Origin of the sequence: Apilactobacillus quenuiae (genome assembly GCF_002994005.1) — a bacterium.
GTDB classification, from domain to species: Bacteria; Bacillota; Bacilli; order Lactobacillales; family Lactobacillaceae; genus Apilactobacillus; species Apilactobacillus quenuiae.
Genome location: NZ_POSN01000001.1, coordinates 227,551 through 245,208, shown reverse-complemented (window position 1 = coordinate 245,208; position 17,658 = coordinate 227,551). Strand labels below are relative to the sequence as shown.

Annotated in this window: 17 protein-coding genes; 16 read left to right on the top strand and 1 reads right to left on the bottom strand. The window is 30.1% G+C overall.

Translation table 11 applies throughout. The features are described from left to right. Nucleotides 1–9: 9 nt before the first annotated feature. The 6 genes from aspS (at nt 10) to C7N44_RS01250 (ending at nt 6,991) form a co-directional block, all read left to right on the top strand. Nucleotides 10–1,788 (top strand): aspartate--tRNA ligase, encoded by a 1,779-nt coding sequence (aspS, locus tag C7N44_RS01275; protein WP_105956110.1) that lies wholly within the window; start codon nt 10–12, stop codon nt 1,786–1,788. Between the two features lie 113 nt (nt 1,789–1,901). Then, nucleotides 1,902–2,780, top strand: a complete 879-nt coding sequence (locus C7N44_RS01270; RefSeq protein ID WP_105956109.1) for a YitT family protein — start codon at nt 1,902–1,904, stop codon at nt 2,778–2,780. An 87-nt stretch (nt 2,781–2,867) separates the two neighbouring features. After that, the gene (locus tag C7N44_RS01265) at nt 2,868–4,019 is read left to right on the top strand and encodes a CDP-glycerol glycerophosphotransferase family protein (RefSeq protein ID WP_105956108.1); all 1,152 of its coding nucleotides are present in this window, start codon (nt 2,868–2,870) and stop codon (nt 4,017–4,019) included. 16 nt (nt 4,020–4,035) lie between these two features. After that, nucleotides 4,036–4,845, top strand: a complete 810-nt coding sequence (locus C7N44_RS01260; RefSeq protein WP_105956107.1) for an ABC transporter permease — start codon at nt 4,036–4,038, stop codon at nt 4,843–4,845. Between the two features lie 24 nt (nt 4,846–4,869). Next, nucleotides 4,870–6,093 carry a CDP-glycerol glycerophosphotransferase family protein gene (locus C7N44_RS01255; RefSeq protein WP_225362918.1) on the top strand — a complete coding sequence of 408 codons (1,224 nt, stop codon included), beginning with the start codon at nt 4,870–4,872 and terminating at the stop codon, nt 6,091–6,093. Beyond that, nucleotides 6,083–6,991 (top strand): deoxyribonuclease IV, encoded by a 909-nt coding sequence (locus C7N44_RS01250; RefSeq protein WP_105956106.1) that lies wholly within the window; start codon nt 6,083–6,085, stop codon nt 6,989–6,991. The genes C7N44_RS01255 and C7N44_RS01250 overlap by 11 nt, the downstream gene beginning before the upstream one ends. A 23-nt stretch (nt 6,992–7,014) precedes the next feature. Here C7N44_RS01250 and C7N44_RS01245 read toward each other — a convergent pair whose 3' ends face one another. After that, nucleotides 7,015–7,824, bottom strand: coding sequence for a pyruvate, water dikinase regulatory protein (locus C7N44_RS01245; protein WP_105956105.1), 810 nt, complete (start codon nt 7,822–7,824; stop codon nt 7,015–7,017). Nucleotides 7,825–8,012: 188 nt separating this feature from the next. Between C7N44_RS01245 and rpsU the strand changes: the two genes are divergently transcribed. The 10 genes from rpsU to dnaG all read left to right on the top strand — a co-directional run bounded on the left by rpsU (nt 8,013) and on the right by dnaG (nt 17,647). Further along, a complete protein-coding gene (rpsU, locus tag C7N44_RS01240; protein ID WP_105956104.1) occupies nt 8,013–8,207 on the top strand; it encodes a 30S ribosomal protein S21 in 195 nt (64 codons plus the stop codon). 69 nt (nt 8,208–8,276) lie between these two features. After that, a complete protein-coding gene (locus tag C7N44_RS01235) occupies nt 8,277–8,720 on the top strand; it encodes a GatB/YqeY domain-containing protein (protein WP_105956103.1) in 444 nt (147 codons plus the stop codon). A gap of 115 nt (nt 8,721–8,835) precedes the next feature. Then, nucleotides 8,836–9,810, top strand: coding sequence for a PhoH family protein (locus C7N44_RS01230; protein WP_225362917.1), 975 nt, complete (start codon nt 8,836–8,838; stop codon nt 9,808–9,810). A 17-nt stretch (nt 9,811–9,827) separates the two neighbouring features. Further along, nucleotides 9,828–10,307, top strand: coding sequence for an rRNA maturation RNase YbeY (ybeY, locus tag C7N44_RS01225; RefSeq protein ID WP_105956298.1), 480 nt, complete (start codon nt 9,828–9,830; stop codon nt 10,305–10,307). Further along, complete coding sequence (locus tag C7N44_RS01220) at nt 10,291–10,686, top strand: diacylglycerol kinase family protein (RefSeq protein ID WP_105956101.1); 396 nt, start codon at nt 10,291–10,293, stop codon at nt 10,684–10,686. The genes ybeY and C7N44_RS01220 overlap by 17 nt, the downstream gene beginning before the upstream one ends. Nucleotides 10,687–10,702: 16 nt before the next feature. Next, nucleotides 10,703–11,614, top strand: coding sequence for a GTPase Era (era, locus tag C7N44_RS01215; protein ID WP_105956100.1), 912 nt, complete (start codon nt 10,703–10,705; stop codon nt 11,612–11,614). 21 nt (nt 11,615–11,635) lie between these two features. Then, entirely contained in the window at nt 11,636–12,397 is a 762-nt protein-coding gene (recO, locus tag C7N44_RS01210; protein ID WP_105956099.1) for a DNA repair protein RecO, read from the top strand. 298 nt (nt 12,398–12,695) lie between these two features. Then, nucleotides 12,696–13,625: a glycine--tRNA ligase subunit alpha gene (gene glyQ / locus C7N44_RS01205; protein ID WP_105956098.1), complete on the top strand. Its 930-nt coding sequence runs from the start codon at nt 12,696–12,698 to the stop codon at nt 13,623–13,625. Further along, entirely contained in the window at nt 13,625–15,700 is a 2,076-nt protein-coding gene (glyS, locus tag C7N44_RS01200; RefSeq protein WP_105956097.1) for a glycine--tRNA ligase subunit beta, read from the top strand. Before glyQ ends, glyS begins: the two co-directional genes overlap by 1 nt. A 123-nt stretch (nt 15,701–15,823) precedes the next feature. Continuing rightward, nucleotides 15,824–17,647, top strand: a complete 1,824-nt coding sequence (gene dnaG, locus C7N44_RS01195) for a DNA primase (protein WP_225362916.1) — start codon at nt 15,824–15,826, stop codon at nt 17,645–17,647. Nucleotides 17,648–17,658: the final 11 nt, after the last annotated feature.

Genomic DNA, 17,658 nt, shown 5'->3' with positions numbered 1-17,658 from the left:
GAAAAGATTATGGAACGCACAACTTATTGCGGACTAGTTGATGAAAAATATCTGAACAAAGAAATTTGTCTAGATGGATGGGTCTCAAGAAGAAGAGACCTTGGTAAATTAATATTTATTGATTTAAGAGATCGAGAAGGTCTTGTTCAACTGGTATTTAGTGATGAATACAGTCAAAAAGCATTGGAAACGGCTGATCAATTAAGAAATGAATATGTAATTCAAGTTAAGGGAACTGTAGTTGCTAGAGCTGAAAATGAAATTAATGAAGACATGAAAACTGGTAAAATTGAAGTAGATGTTAATGATGTAAAGATCTTCAATAAAGCTAAGAATCCTCCTTTTGATATTAAAAACAATATCAATGCCTCTGAAGAAACTAAATTAAAGTATCGTTACTTAGACTTAAGACGTCCAGAAGTACAAAAAGGAATTATGTTAAGAAACAGAATTATGCAATCTGTTCATAGTTATTTTGATAATAATGGATTTATTGATATTGAAACTCCTAATTTAACTGTTTCTACTCCTGAAGGAGCTCGTGATTATCTAGTTCCTTCAAGACTATATCATGGGTCATTTTATGCTTTACCACAATCACCTCAACTATTTAAACAATTGTTAATGGGTGCTGGATTTGACCGTTATTATCAAATTGCTCGTTGCTTCCGTGATGAGGATTTACGTGGTGATCGTCAACCAGAATTTACACAAATTGATATGGAAACTTCATTCTTAAATGCTGAAGATATTCAAAAACTAACTGAAGGTTTAATTTCTAAGGTTATGAAAGATACTCTAGGATTAGATATTAAAGCGCCTTTTAAACGTATTACTTGGCAAGAATCAATGGATCGTTTTGGTACTGATCAACCAGATGTTAGATTTGGTATGGAACTAAAAGATTTATCAGACATTGTCAAAGATGTTAACTTCAAAGTATTCTCAAATACTATTAAAGATGGTGGTCAGGTTAAGGCAATTGCTGTACCTGATGGTGCTGAAAAATACTCTAGAAAAGACATAGATAAATATGCTTCATATATCGAACGTTTTGGTGCTAAGGGATTAGCATGGATGAAGATAACCGATGATGGCTTTACAGGACCAATTGCTAAGTTCTTTGATAATGCTACTGAAGAAGCAATTAAAGAACGTATGGGTGCTAAATCTGGTGACTTATTATTATTTGCAGCAGATCGCGATAAAGTTGTTGCTGATACTTTAGGTTATTTACGCTGTGCAATTGCTGAAGAATTAGATATGATTCCAAAAGATGTATTTGATTTCTTATGGGTAGTTGACTGGCCATTGTTTGAATATGATGAAGGTGCTGAAAAATGGGTACCTGCTCATCATCCATTTACTATGCCTAATGAAGGCGATGAACATTATCTTAATGAAGGCGAAAATCCACATGCTGCTCACGCACAAAGCTATGATATTATTCTAAATGGTTTGGAATTAGGCGGCGGTTCTATCCGTATTCATAATAAAGAACTACAATTGAAGATGTTAAGAGCATTAGGATTTGATCGTGAAAAAGCTCAAGCAAGATTTGGTTACTTTTTGGATGCATTAGATTATGGTTTTCCACCTCATGGCGGTTTAGCTATAGGTTTAGATCGTTTTGCTAGATTATTAGCACAAACTGAAAATATTCGTGATGTTATTGCATTCCCTAAGAACTCTAAAGCAACTGAACCAATGACTAATGCTCCTGCTCCTGTATCACAAAAACAATTGGATGATTTAGGACTTGAAAGCGAAGATACTTATAAAGATTAAAATTTAAAAAGGACTTCCTATTTGAGGAAGTTCTTTTTATCTTAAATAAAATATGATTAATTTATTATTAATGTTATACTATTTGCATCTTTATAAGAGGAGTAATGAGAATTATGGATGATGTTCAACGGATTTTAAAAAGACATCAATATGTAGCAAAAGCTTCTACAGCAGTCATGTATGGAATTATGGTGTCAATTGCTATGAATTTCTTTTGGACTCCAGGTAATATTTATTCATCTGGTTTTACTGGTTTGTCACAATTAATAAATACCTTATCAACTAGATATTTTCCAATTACAATAACACCTTCAATTGGTTTATTTATGCTAAACATTCCTTTCTTTGTTTTAGCTTGGAAACAAATTGGCCATCAGTTTACTTTTTTTACGATTTTAACTGTTTTCTTAGCTAGTTTTATGATTAAAGCTATTCATCCAGTTTATCTAACTCATGATCCAATGATATGTGCCATTTTTGGTGGTGTCGTAAATGGATTGGGAACTGGGATGAGTTTAAAAAATGAAATTTCAACTGGTGGATTGGATATACTAGGAATAGTGATCCGACGAAAAACAGGTCGTAGTATTGGAACTATCAATATAGCATTTAACGTCTTTATAATTACGGCTGCTGGGTTTGAATATGGTTGGCCTTATGCATTTTATTCTGCGATTGGAATCGTTGTTAATGCCAAGGCCATTGATTTTGCATATACTAGGCAACAAAGAATGCAAGTTTTAATAGTAACAGATCATCCTAAAACAGTGATTGATAGCATTCAAAGCCATATGCCTAGAGGGATTACTATTATTCACAATGCCGAGGGTGCTTATAATCATAATAAAAAAGAAATATTGTTCACAACTATCTCGAGATATGAAATGTCTGAATTAGAAGAGGCTTTAGCTGAGTCTGATCCACAAGCATTTGCAAGTATTACAGAAGCCGAAAATATTTTGGGACACTTTTACGAGCATAAATTAAAATAGGATGTTGAATTAATTGTTAATTGACGAATGTGTTATAATAATTGTTTGTATAAGGTTCCAATTAACAGTAATATGGTGGGGTAAGTTTTGAAGGTTATATATTTATTTTTAATAAAAATAGTTTCTTTATTATGTTTATTTAGAAAAAAAGAAAATGTTATCTACATAATGAGTTTTGATAACAATCCAGGCTTGATTAAATCAATGGCTAGAAATTTACCAAGCGGTAAAAAATTAATTGTTTTTTATCAGTCTGATAATGAAGCGGTTGCAACTGATTTAGCAGCTTATGGCATTAAGACAATTCAATTTAAAGATGGAATCAATCTTATATTTAATGTGATTCCTAAAATTATGACTGGTCAAATTATTTTTTGCGATAATTATTTTGCCTTTATTGGTGGAATTATTCATAGTAATAAGACTAAAATTGTTCAATTATGGCATGCTAATGGTGCAATCAAAAAATTTGGTTGGGAAGATCCTTCAACTAATGAACGTAGTAAAAGTGACAAACGTCGTTTTCAAAAAGTTTATAATCACTTTGATGATTATGTAGTTGCATCTAAAACGATGGGGCAGGTTTTTGAAAAAAGCTATCATGTGCCATTTAATAGGATGAAGATGCTGGGTTATCCACGATCTGATCGTCTTTTTAAAGATAAATGGCGCGATATAGCTAAAAGAAGAGTCTATCATTTTGCTCCGCAATTAAAAGGTAAGCGAGTCATTTTATATGCACCAACTTATCGTAATGATGGTAAATCTTTTAACCCACCTAAAAAAGTTATTTCAGCTTTAACAGCGGATCCTAATGCAATTGTAATTATTAAACTACATCCACTTTTGAATAAAATAGAACAAAAAATGCAAAGAGAAGCTACATCTAATAATGTTTTATTTTGCAGTCAATTATCTACTACTGATTTATTAGTTGTAACCGATACTTTGGTTACTGATTATTCTTCAATAGCATTTGATTATTCTTTATTACCTAATGCACATTCGCTGCTATTTTATATGTTTGATATTGACCAATATCAAAAGCATCCAGGTATCCAAGATGACATGCTTAATTGGCTACCAAATAATCCAATTCAAACTACAGATGATTTAGAAAATGCAATTAAAGAAAATGCAAAAACTGATTTGAAAAAATTTAATAATATTTGGAATAAATATAATGATGGTTTTGCTACAAATCGGGTAATAGAAAGATATATAAAAACTTTAAAGTAAAGGAAGTGTGATTGGCTTGAAGGAAGTCATTACATTAATTAAAGAACAAATTAGTAATATAGGAATTATGTTTAGAATCTCTAAATACCAAGATAAGTCTGATTATCAAAGTCATTATTTAGGCTTGGTGTGGGAATATTTATACCCATTAATTCAAATTGGTATTTATTGGTTGGTTTTCGGAATTGGTCTTAAAAAGGGTACTTCTAATGGGATTGACTATTTAACATGGATGGTAATTGGAATCACTCCATGGTTTTATATGAACGCCACCACACTTGATTCATCAAAAAGTATCTATCAACAAGTAGGTATGGTTTCTAAGATGAAGTTTCCGGTTAGTGTTTTACCTACAATTAAAGTTATTTCTAACTTAAGTTCATTTTGGGCAATGCTTATTTTTTCTATCTTTATAGCATATGTAAAGGGTGGTATTGTTCCTAACGTTTATTGGCTACAATGGTTCTACTATTTCTTTGCAATGATTTGTTGGTTAGTTGCATTTGGTACTTTCAATTCTACAGTTACCATCTTAGTTCGTGACTATCGTATTTTCTTACAATCATTAATGCGTGTTCTATTTTACATGTCAGGGGTACTATTCAATTTTGAAACAAATGCATTTCCAGCTTTCTTTGTTAGAATTCTACAATTAAATCCATTCTTCTATATTGTTTCTGGATTTAGAGAATCAATGTTAGGACAAGATTGGTTCTGGCAAAAGCCACTATTAATGCTAATTTTTTGGCTAATGGTATTGTTCTTCTTGCTTGTAGGTTCACATTTACATTATAAGTTTAGAGCAAGATTTGTTGACTACATTTAATTCTAAAAGGAATTGGTTATCTTTATGAGTAAAATAAAAAGCAAAATAATTAAAATGATTAAACTTTTAATAAGATTTTGTTTAATTATTTTAAATGATATCTTTATTATTTTTCCTGTTAAGAAGAATTTAGTTGTATTTGAAAGCTTTAAGGGCAAAGATATTAATGATAATCCAGCAGCTATTTATAATGAATGGACTAAAAAGTACCCAGAAAATAAAGATTTAGCTTACTTTGCTGTTAAGGTTTCTGAATTCAAGAAATTAAAAGAAAAATATCCGGATGTTCAGATGGTAAGAAGATTTTTACCAAAATGGGTTTGGCTGATGGCTAGGGCTAATTTTTGGATTTTTAATTCTAGAACACCTAATTGGTGGAAAAAAAACAAGGGTACTACTTATATGCAAACTTGGCATGGAACACCATTAAAAAAATTAGGAATTGATATTGTTAATGTAAAAATGCCAGGGACTGATACTGATCATTATAAAAAACGCTTTGTTAATGAAGCTCATCGTTGGGACTATTTAATTGCTCCTAATCAATATTCCCATCAAATTTTTGCTAGGGCTTTTGATTTCAATAATACATTTTTAGATATTGGATATCCTAGAAATGATGTTTTATATAATAATGATAATTCTGAAAATATTGAAAAATTAAAGGATCGTTTGATTGGCAATAAAAATGCTAATGTAGTAACTTATGCTCCTACTTGGCGTGATGATGATTATAAAACTAGAGGTATTTATAATTTTGAATTGCCATTTAGTCTTAAAGAGTTTTTTAATAATGTTGATGAAAATACTATTTTGATCATAAGACCACATTATTTAGTTAAAGATGCTATTAATATTAGCGGATATGAAAAAAGAGTGAAGATTATGGCAGAAGAGGATATTAGTAATTTATATTTGATTTCTGATTTACTAATTACTGATTACTCTTCTGTAATGTTTGATTATGCTAATCTCAGACGTCCAATGCTCTTCTTTGCTTATGATTTAGATCATTATGAAGAAGAACTAAGGGGATTTTATTTTGATTATAAAAGGGATGTTCCTGGACCATTGGTTCAAGATGTTAATTCTTTTTATAATAAAATTCATGAATTTAATGAAATTGGTAATTTTAAGGGATATGATAAACAATTTAATTATTTTTATGATAAGTTTTGTTCTTGGGAATCTTCTAATTCGTCTAAAAATTTTGTAAAAGTTATGAGGGGGATTAATAATGAAAGATAATTTCTTAATTGGTTCACATGTTAGTATGAACGGTTCTAAAATGTTTTTAGGATCAGCTGAAGAGGCTAAAAGTTATGATGAAAATGCTTTTATGGTTTACACAGGTGCCCCTCAAAATACTAGAAGAAAGTCAATCGGTGAATTAAGAGCTGATGACGGTAAAGCCTATATGAAAGAAAACGGCTTGAAAGAGGTTGTTGTCCACGCTCCTTATATTATTAATCTTGGTAATGTTAATAAACCACGTAATTTTCATTTTGGAATTAACTTTTTGCATGATGAAATAAAACGTGCAGAAGCAATAGGGGCAACACAAATTGTTTTGCATCCGGGATCACATGTTGGTTCTGGAGCAGATGCGGCTATTAAACAAATTTCAGCAGGTTTAAACGAAGTTATTGAACCAGATCAAAAGATTCAAATAGCTTTAGAGACTATGGCTGGCAAAGGAACTGAAGTAGGTCGTAATTTTGATGAGTTAGCTCAAATCATTGATGGGGTTAAAGACAACGATAAATTATCAGTTACATTTGATACATGTCATACTAGTGATGCCGGATACGATATCAAGAATAACTTTGATGGAGTTTTAAATGAATTTGATCATATTATTGGTCTTAATAGACTAAAAGTTGTTCATCTAAATGATTCTAAGAATCCGATGGGGAGTCATAAAGATAGACATGAAATTATTGGATTGGGTGAATTAGGATTTGATTGTCTTAATTATGTAGCTCATCATAAAGATTTAGTGAATGTGCCTAAAATTATGGAAACTCCAGCTGTTGTTATAGATAAAGACAAAAAGAAAAAAGTTTCTCCTCATTATTTTGAAGTTCAAATGTTGAAAAATGAAAAGTTTAATCCTAATTTGATGGATGACATTATTAATCAATAAAAAAGAGCCTTTAAAGCTCTTTTTTATTTTGTATCTATATTTAAACTTTCCATTATTATTGTTGCGGTTTCTTCAATTGATTTATCAGCAACATTAATTTGTAAGCAATTTAATTTATTATATAAATTTTTGGCATACTCTAATTCTTTTTTTATATTATATGAATTTGAATAAGGAGTTTCTTCTTCTAAGCCATAAGAAAGCATCCTTGCTTTTCTTATTTTTTGAATTTTAGAGATATCACTTGTTAGTCCGAAAATTTTTTCATTGTTAATTTGCCAAATTTCTTCTGGTAATTGAGTCTCTGGACCAATTGGCACGTTAGATACTTTTAGTTTCTTGTTTGCTAAATATAGTGATAATGGAGTTTTTGAAGTTCTTGAGATTCCTAGAATCACTACATCAGCATCTTTTAGGTTTTGAGGATTATTACCATCGTCATTTTCTACTGAAAATTCCATTGCCGCAATTCTTTTGAAATATTCTTCATTTAGGTCATGAACCATTCCACTGACTCTTTCAGGTTTACTTCCTAACCGATTACTAATTGCCTTCATAGGTGACTGTATACAATCAACACTTTGTAAATCATTTTCTTCGGCAAAATTTTCTATAATATCACTTAATTTTGGATTGACTAAGGTATGAAAAATAACTGCTTGTTTTTCAGCAGCAATTTTTAAAATTCCATTTAATATTGATTCGGTTGTTATAAAGGGATATCTTTCATAGTTTAAATTAGTTTTATTGAATTGAGAGCCAGCAGTTTTAGCTACTTGCATAGCAGTTTCACCACTAGAATCAGATATTGCGAATATATGTAATTTATCCATATAAACAAACTCCTTTAGTTATTTTAAATAATTGTAATCATTTTATCATAAAACAATTACAATTATTTTTCTATTGTGATATTGACGTGTTATATATTGTTTTGTATAATTATTAAGAACAGTTTTAATTAATGCTACATAGCAATTGAAACAGTTATATTTCGAGCTCGGAGGGAGGGAATTTTCATATGTCAAAAACAGTCGTTCGCAAAAACGAATCTCTTGATGATGCTCTTCGTCGTTTCAAACGTACAGTTTCCAAAAATGGTACTTTACGTGAATATCGTAAGCGAGAATTCTACGAAAAACCTAGTGTTAAACGTAAATTAAAATCTGAAGCAGCAAGAAAGCGTAACAACAAGAAGAAAAGACGTCGCTTTTAATTAAAAAACGTTCCTGTTATTTCAGGAACGTTTTTTTACTAGCAATGATCAACGTGGGGGATTATAAATATGAGTATTTCAAGTAGTATTAATAATGATTTAAAGAATGCAATGAAGTCACATGATAAGGTTGGCTTAACAGTCATCAGAATGATTAAGACTGATTTAATGAATGAGAAAATTAAATTGGGTCATGATTTATCTGAAGACGAAGAATTAACCGTTATCAGTCGTGAAGTTAAGCAGCATAAAGAATCGATTAGCGATTTTAAAAAGGCTAATCGTGATGACTTAGTAGAAACTCAAGAATCTGAGATGAAAGTTTTAGAAAAATATGCTCCTAAGCAATTGTCACAAACAGAAATTGACGAAATTGTTTCTGAAACCATAAAATCAGTAGGTGCTTCCAATATGTCTGACTTTGGTAAAGTTATGGGTGCTGTAATGCCTAAGGTTAAAGGAAAAGCTGATGGATCTTTAGTACAGAAATCAGTTAAAAACAATTTAAAATAATTTTTTTAAAACAAGATTAACTGTTGATTAATCTTGTCATACATAATGCATAGCTTTTTTTAAATTATAAACTATGCTAAGATTTGATTATTATATTATAAAAGGAGTCGCTATATTGACAGAAAATACTTCAGCAAAAAAAGAATTTACTTTAAATAATTTAGATTTTGAGCCAATACTATTAGGCCCACAAAATAAAAATATTTCAATTCTTGAAGAAGGTATGAATGTTTCTATTAATGCCTTCGGAACTAAAATCAAAGTTTCAGGTAATGAGGATAATGTTAATCTGGTTATTTCAATTTTAGATAATTTAGTAAAGTTATTACAAGATGGTATAACATTAAATAGTAGTGATTTCGTTAGTGCTATTAATATGGCAAAAAATGGTACTTTAAAATATTTTAGAGATTTATATAATCAAATCTTAATTAAAGATGCCAAAGGGAAACCTGTAAGGGTTAAAAATTTTGGTCAAAGACAATATGTGCAGTCAGTAAAGCGTAATGATATAACATTTGGAATAGGTCCTGCTGGTACTGGTAAGACATACTTGGCTGTTGTTATGGCTATTGCAGCCTTAAAACACGGAGACGTTGATAAAATTATTTTAACACGTCCAGCTGTTGAAGCTGGTGAAAGCTTAGGTTTCTTGCCTGGTGATTTAAAAGAAAAAGTTGACCCATATTTAAGACCAATTTATGATGCTTTACATGCAATTTTAGGTCGCGAACATACTGCTCGTTTGATGGAAAGAGAAGTTATTGAAATTGCGCCATTAGCATATATGCGTGGTCGTACATTAGACAATGCTTTTGTCATTTTAGATGAAGCTCAAAATACAACGACTGCTCAAATGAAAATGTTTTTAACACGTCTAGGCTTTGGTTCTAATATGATCGTTAATGGTGATATTTCCCAAATTGATTTGCCTAGACATGCAAGTAGCGGATTAGTTCAAGCACAAAAGATCTTAAAGAATGTAAAGAAAATAAGATTTGTTACATTTAATTCTAATGATGTAGTAAGACATCCAGTAGTTGCTAAGATAATCGATGCTTATGAAAACTATGCTGACAAGCAAAAATAATGAAAGTAGGAAATCATATGGATTTAGAAATTTATGATAATACAAATAATGGAGTCTCTGAAAAGGATACCTCTTTAGTTCAAGATGTTTTAGAGTATGCTGGTAAATATCTTGATTTAAAAGAAAACACAGAAATGTCAGTTACTTTTGTTAATAATGATAAAATTAAGGATATTAATAAAGAATATCGTGGCGTAGATCGAGCTACTGATGTGATTAGTTTTGCAATTGAAGATGGTGATGATGATTTTCCTGTGATTATGGATGATGAAATGGCTAATGAAATACCTGAAAATATTGGTGACATATTTGTTTCAATCGATAAGGTGGCAGAACAAGCTGAATTTTTAAATCATTCATATGAAAGAGAATTGGGATTCTTAGTAGTTCATGGATTCTTACACTTAAATGGATATGACCATATGAAACCTGAGGATGAAGCTGTTATGTTTCCTTTACAAAGAAAAATAATGGATAGCTATGGGCTTAAAAGATAAAAAACAGATTCACAAAAACAAACACTTTATCGTGTCTTTTTTGCATGCTTTAAATGGTATTTTAATCTTAATTAAAGACGAACGTAATTTTAGGTTTCATTTATTTAGTAGTTTAATTGTAATCATCATTTCATTTTGTTTGCATATAGACTTGAACGAATGGCTTTGGATATTATTAGCATTATTTTTAGTTATTTTATCTGAAACTGTTAATACAATTGTCGAAACAGTTGTAGACTTATTTGTCGGTGATAAATATAATAATTTAGCTAAAAAAGCAAAAGATGTTGCTGCTGGTAGTGTATTAATTGCTTCATTATTTTCGATATTAATAGGTTTAATTATATTTTTACCAATCATTTTACAAAAATTAAATTAAATAGGGGATGTACTTTATGGATTTAGATCCTAATTTTCATTCAGGATTTGTAGCAATTGTGGGGAGACCTAATGTTGGAAAATCAACATTTTTAAACCGTATTATTGGTCAAAAAATTGCTATTATGAGTGATAAAGCTCAAACAACCAGAAATAAAATACAAGGAGTCTATACAGATGATGATTCACAAATTGTTTTCTTAGATACTCCTGGTATTCATAAGCCAAGCAACCAATTGGATGATTTTATGGATAAATCTGCCTTTTCTGCTTTAAAGGATATTGATGCAGTTTTATTCATGATTAGTGCCACTGAAACTAGAGGTGCTGGTGATAACTTTATTATTAATCAACTTAAAAAGATTGATAAACCAGTTTATTTAATTATTAATAAAATTGATGAAATTAATCCTAATAAATTATTAGAAATTATGGATACTTATAAAAAAGCACTTAATTGGAATGAAGTATTTCCTATTTCTGCACTTCAAGGTAACAATATTGATGAATTGATGGATAACTTAAAAGATAAATTACCAGTAGGGCCTCAATATTATCCTGAAGATGAAGTAACAGATCATCCGGAACGATTTATTGTAGCTGAACTGATTAGAGAAAAAATTCTTTCCTTGACTCGTCAAGAAATTCCTTATTCAGTAGCCATTGATATTTTAAGTATGAAAAATAAAGACAATGGTAACGTTGATATACAAGCAGATATTTTAGTAGATCGTCCTGGCCAAAAGGGAATTCTAATTGGTAAGCAAGGATCAATGCTTAAGAAAATAGGTACTTTAGCACGTAAGGATATTGAAGATTTGTTAGGTAGCAAAGTTTATTTAAAATTGTGGGTGAAAGTTCAAACTGGTTGGCGAGACAATCCTTCAATTCTAAAATCATTAGGATATAACAAGAAAGAGAACTATTAATGATTTGGTTGGTGAATATTGATGAATGCACAAACATACATGAATTTTCACGGAATTTTATTATATCGTAAAAATTTTAAAGAACGTGATATGTTGGTTAAGTTTATGACAGCTGAAGCCGGCAAAAAAATGTTTTTTATTCGAGGTGCACGTAAAAGAGGTTTTAAAATGATGCCTGATATTTTACCATTTACTTATGGATTATATTCCGGAAAAATAAGTAGAGATAACTTGTCTTACATTTATAGTGCACTTGATACAGACCATTACGAGAATATTAGCCAAGATATTTATTTAAATGCATATGCAACTTATATAATGTCTTTAATTGATGTTGCTTTTCCAGATTCAACTCCAGTATTAGCTTGGTTTAATAAACTTTTTACATCTTTAAAATTAATTGATAGCGGTATTGATGCAGCAATTATTACTAATATCATTGAAATACAACTTCTTAATGTTTTTGGTGTTAAGCCAGAACTCAGAGGTTGTGCAATTTGTGGTCGAAATGATTTGTCGATGGATTATTCTGAAGCATATGGTGGATTAATTTGCGCCAAGCACTATCATCTGGATCCACATCGACTTAATTTGAGTGCTAAGACAGTATTTTATTTAAGAAAATTTTCAGTGATTGATATTCAAAAAATTAATAATATAAATGTTAATAAATATACTAAAAAAAGTTTAAGAAGTGTTTTAGATAAGTTATATCAAGATACTGTGGGTATAAATCTAAAAAGTAAACATTTTTTGGATCAAATTAATGATTTGAAATTATAGAATTGACTTTTTCAGTTTGCTAAATTATTATTAAATTAAATGAATTAATAGGTAAAGATAAAAGAATTTTATTATAAGATTGTTTATTAGCGAGTCTAGGATAGTGCAAGCTAGTCATTAATAGTCTATAATAATTGGCGCTTTTTGAACCAAACTAATTAAGCTGCTAGTTCTGATTAGGGCTAGAAGTAGGGTGGAACCGCGAATAAATTCGTCCCTGCTGTAAATTTGCATTTTATTATGCTTTTTTACAGTAGGGATTTTTTGTGTCTCACCCAATCAATAGGAGGAATTATTTATGACAAAGAAGTTGTCTATGCAAGAAATTATTTTAAAATTACAACAATTCTGGTCATCTAAGGGTTGTATGTTGATGCAAGCTTATGATACAGAAAAAGGTGCAGGAACTATGAGTCCTTACACTTTTTTAAGAGCAGTGGGACCAGAACCATGGAATGCTGCATATGTTGAACCTTCTAGAAGACCTGCTGATGGTAGATATGGTGAAAATCCTAACCGTTTGTATCAACATCATCAATTTCAAGTTATTATGAAACCATCACCAGAAAATATTCAAGAACTTTATCTAGATAGTTTAAAAGAATTAGGAATCAATCCAATTGAACACGATATTCGATTTGTTGAAGATAACTGGGAAAATCCTTCAATGGGTTGTGCTGGTGTTGGTTGGGAAATCTGGTTAGACGGTATGGAAGTTACCCAATTTACTTACTTTCAAATTGTTGGTGGACAGGAAATGAATCCTGTTGCATCAGAAATTACTTATGGTCTTGAACGATTAGCATCATATATTCAAGATGTTAATAATGTTTTTGATTTAAATTGGAATGATAACGTTAAATATGGGGATATTTTTAAAGAACCAGAATATGAACATTCAAAATATAGTTTTGAGGAAAGCAATCAAGAAATGCTATTAAAGATGTTTGATAATTTTGAGACAGAAGCTAAGAAACAAATTGCAAATGGTTTAGTTCACCCTGCATACGATTATGTTTTGAAGTGTAGTCATACTTTTAATTTATTAGATGCTAGAGGAGCAGTTTCAGTTACTGAAAGAGCAGGTTATTTATCTAGAATTAGAAGAATGGCTAGATCTATTGCAAAGGCATTTATTGAAGAACGTGCCAAACGTGGATTCCCATTAATCAAAGATGATAAGAAACGTAAAGAGTTATTAGCTGATTATAACAAGGAGGAAAAATAATGGCACATACATTTTTATTAGAAGTTGGTCTTGAAGAAATGCCAGCTCATGTGGTTACTCCAAGTATTAAACAATTAGTCAAAAGAACTAAAGATTATTTAAAAGATCAAAGAATTGAATTTGACAATATTAAACCTTTTTCAACTCCACGTCGTTTAACAATTCAAATTACTGGTTTAGCAGATAAACAAGAAGATATTGATGAATCTGTTAAAGGACCTGCTAAAAAAATTGCTCAGGATGATGATGGTAATTGGAGTAAAGCTGCCATCGGTTTTACTAAGGGCCAAGGCGCTACAACTGATGATATTACATTTAAAGAAGTAAAGGGTACTGAATATGTATTTGTCGAAAAACATATTGATGGTAAACCTGTCAGTGAAGTATTAATGGGAATGAAAGATGTTATTACTAGTATGACTTTCCCAACTCTTATGAAATGGAATGTCTATGACTTAGAATTTATTCGTCCAATTAGATGGATGGTTGCATTATTAGATGGTCAAGTATTACCAATTAAGATTCTTGATGTGACTGCTGGTAATGTTAGCCGTGGACATCGTTTCTTGGGACATAATACTAGTATTAACAATGCCGCTGATTATGAAAAATCTTTATATGATCAATTTGTTATTGTTGATGCTGACAAACGTAAAAAATTGATCAAAGACCAAATTGAAAAAATAAGTAGGGATAATAATTGGATTGTCAATATTAATCCTTCTCTATTAGAAGAAGTTAATAACTTAGTTGAATGGCCAACTGCATTTTATGGTAATTTTGACAAGAAGTATTTAGAATTACCGGCTGATGTTCTTATTACTTCAATGCGCGACAATCAAAGGTTCTTTTATGTACAAGATCATGACAAAAACATTTTACCTTACTTCATTTCTGTAAGAAATGGAAACAAAGATTACATTGAAAATGTTGCTGTGGGTAATGAAAAAGTTTTAACTGCTCGTCTAGAAGACGCAATGTTTTTCTACAAAGAAGATCAATCTAGGGATATTGATTTTTATGTAAATAAACTTAAAAAAGTTAGTTTTCATGATAAAATCTCAACTATGTATGAAAAAATGCAACGTGTTGAAATCATTACTCAAGTTTTAGGTAAATATGTGGGACTAAATGATACTGAGCTTTCTGATGTTAAAAGAGCTGCTCAAATTTATAAATTTGATTTAGTTACTGGTATGGTTGGTGAATTTTCAGAACTACAAGGAGTAATGGGTGAAAAATATGCATTACTTAAGGGTGAAAATAAATCAGTAGCAACTGCAATTCGTGAACATTATATGCCTATTTCAGCTAATGGTGATTTACCACAAACAAAAGTTGGTGCGGTGTTAGCTGTCTCTGATAAATTTGATAGTATTTTAACTTTCTTTGCTGCTGGTATGATTCCTAGTGGATCTAATGATCCATATGCTTTAAGAAGACAAGCAAATGGGATTGTAAGAATTATCAAAGATCAAAAATGGGACTTTAATTTAGAAAAAATGATGAGTTCATTTGTTAATAATGAGGCTGAACATAAAGTTGCTCCAGCATTAGACCAAACTAAAGAATTTAATGATATCGTTGCCTTTATTAACGACCGTATTTGGAAGGTATTAAAGGATGATAAATTAAGACATGATATTATTGATGCGATTGCAGGAACGAAAAATCATAATATTTTATTCATTTTTGAAGTTGCAAATGTTTTAAATAAACATAAAGATGATGAAGAATTTAAAAAATCTATTGAAGCTTTAACTCGAGTATTAAGAATTTCTAAAAAACAAAGTTTTAACAATGATTTGACTATTAATGAATCATTATTTGAAAATGATTCTGAGAAGAATTTATATAATAAAGTTTCTTCTATTGGTGAAGATTATTATGCATTAGATGCAAATGCTGAATTTGATAAATTAATGTCATTGAAAGATTATATTAATGATTACTTCGATGAAACAATGGTAATGGCAAAAGATGAAAATATTAAAAATAATCATTTAAAACAATTAACAATTATCGCTAACATGATTAATTGGTTTGCTAATTTAGATAAATTAATTGTTAAGTAATATAGTTAGACAAAATAATAATAGATTGTTAAAATGTTAGTTACTTGTACGTGATGATTGAGGATAAAAGTCGCACTTTTTATTTTAAGTGCGACTTTTATATCTGCAAAAGGGGTGATAAATATGATTCCTGAAGATGTTATTGATAAAGTAAGAGATCAAACCAATATTTCTGATGTTGTAAGTCAATTTGTGTCATTGCATAAATCTGGAAAAAACCTATTTGGATTATGTCCTTTTCATGAAGAAAACACACCATCTTTTTCAGTAAATGAGCAAAAACAGATCTTCCATTGCTTTAGTTGTGGTCGTGGAGGAAATGTTTTTAAGTTCTTAATGGAATTACAAAATTTATCATATCCTGAAGCAGTTAAAAAAGTTGCTGATATGCAAGGTATTAAGATAGATAATAATTATTTACAATCCCGAAATAATAAAAAAGTTGATTCTAATGAGCAAGTTTTAATTGATATGCATACTCAATCAACCGACTTATATCACCATATCTTGATGAATACTGAGATTGGGCAACAAGCGTTAGACTATCTTCACAATCGTGGGTTGAAAGATGAAGTAATCAATAAATATCAATTAGGTTTTGCTCCAAGCAATTCAATTTTAAAAACTTTTTTATCTCAAAAAAAATATCAATATCAAGAATTAAGAAAATCTGGTTTATTTTTTGAGGATGACAATGGCGATTTAAAAGATCGATTTTTCAATCGAATAATCTATCCAATTACTAATGAATTTGGAAACGTTATTGCATTTTCTGGGAGAGTCTTAAATAAGGATGATAATCAGGCTAAATATTTAAATAGTCCTGAAACTTCAATCTTTAACAAGCGAAAAGTACTTTTTAACTTTTCTAATGCTAGGAAAACAATTAGAAAAGAAAAGACAGCTATTTTGTATGAAGGATTTATGGACGTTATTTCAGCAGATCAATCGGGGATTCAAAACGGAATTGCTTCAATGGGAACAAGCTTAACCGATGAGCAAATATATTTATTGCAAAGAAATATTACTAATTTATATGTTTGTTATGATGGTGATGCTCCTGGACAAAATGCTATTAACAGATCTATAGGTATTTTGGAACAAACCAAATTAAAATTAGGTATTATTCAAATGCCAAGTGGAATTGATCCCGACGAATATCGGCAGCAAAACGGCGAAGCCAAATTTAAATCATATATGAGTTCGGCTTTAGAATCTGTAATTTCATTTAAAATGCATTTCTTAAAGTTAAACCGTAACTTAGATAATGAAAATGATAAAATTAATTATATAAATGATGTGCTTTGTGAAATTGCTAAAGTTTCTCAACCTATTGAACGTGATATATATATTAATCAGATTTCTGGACAATTTAATCTAAACAAACTGGATTTAACTAATCAATTGAATAAATTAGTTAATAGGAATAATTTAGGTAAAAAAGCTAATGACTATAAGTCAGGTATTGATACTAGTCATGTTAATTCGGCTTTAATTGGTAATGTTAAATCCATTGGACGAGTTGAAATGGCTGAAAGAAGTTTGCTAAATCGTATTTTAAATGATCATGAAATGTGGTTAAGGTTATTGGGGAAAGATGGCTTTTGCTTTGCTGATGAGAAATATCAATTAATTTATATTTTGGCTCAAGAATATTTTAGAAATCATTCAGAATATAAGGCGGATGCTTTCCAAGATTTTGTTAAAGAAGAAGATTTGCAACAATTGTTAATAAATGTTGATTTAATTGACTTATCAGGTGAACCTACTAACTCAGAGATAGATGATTATGTTAATATAATAATGAATGATGCTCCCATTGAAAAACAGCTTAAGACTAAACAGGCTGAATTAGATGAGGCTAAAAAGCTAGGCGATGTTGATCGCCAAATTGATATAACCACGGACATTATTAATTTACAGCGTAAGAAACAAATTAGTAATTAAGCTTAATTTAG

Bases quoted from the DNA above. Each gene is read 5' to 3' on its own strand.
- C7N44_RS01245 (WP_105956105.1), bottom strand. From the start codon at position 7,824: ATGGATAAATTACATATATTCGCAATATCTGATTCTAGTGGTGAAACT.
- C7N44_RS01220 (WP_105956101.1), top strand. From the start codon at position 10,291: ATGGGCTTAAAAGATAAAAAACAGATTCACAAAAACAAACACTTTATC.
- dnaG (WP_225362916.1), top strand. From the start codon at position 15,824: ATGATTCCTGAAGATGTTATTGATAAAGTAAGAGATCAAACCAATATT.
- C7N44_RS01250 (WP_105956106.1), top strand. From the start codon at position 6,083: ATGAAAGATAATTTCTTAATTGGTTCACATGTTAGTATGAACGGTTCT.
- rpsU (WP_105956104.1), top strand. From the start codon at position 8,013: ATGTCAAAAACAGTCGTTCGCAAAAACGAATCTCTTGATGATGCTCTT.
- era (WP_105956100.1), top strand. From the start codon at position 10,703: ATGGATTTAGATCCTAATTTTCATTCAGGATTTGTAGCAATTGTGGGG.
- ybeY (WP_105956298.1), top strand. From the start codon at position 9,828: ATGGATTTAGAAATTTATGATAATACAAATAATGGAGTCTCTGAAAAG.
- C7N44_RS01255 (WP_225362918.1), top strand. From the start codon at position 4,870: ATGAGTAAAATAAAAAGCAAAATAATTAAAATGATTAAACTTTTAATA.
- aspS (WP_105956110.1), top strand. From the start codon at position 10: ATGGAACGCACAACTTATTGCGGACTAGTTGATGAAAAATATCTGAAC.
- glyQ (WP_105956098.1), top strand. From the start codon at position 12,696: ATGACAAAGAAGTTGTCTATGCAAGAAATTATTTTAAAATTACAACAA.
- C7N44_RS01270 (WP_105956109.1), top strand. From the start codon at position 1,902: ATGGATGATGTTCAACGGATTTTAAAAAGACATCAATATGTAGCAAAA.
- glyS (WP_105956097.1), top strand. From the start codon at position 13,625: ATGGCACATACATTTTTATTAGAAGTTGGTCTTGAAGAAATGCCAGCT.
- C7N44_RS01235 (WP_105956103.1), top strand. From the start codon at position 8,277: ATGAGTATTTCAAGTAGTATTAATAATGATTTAAAGAATGCAATGAAG.
- recO (WP_105956099.1), top strand. From the start codon at position 11,636: ATGAATGCACAAACATACATGAATTTTCACGGAATTTTATTATATCGT.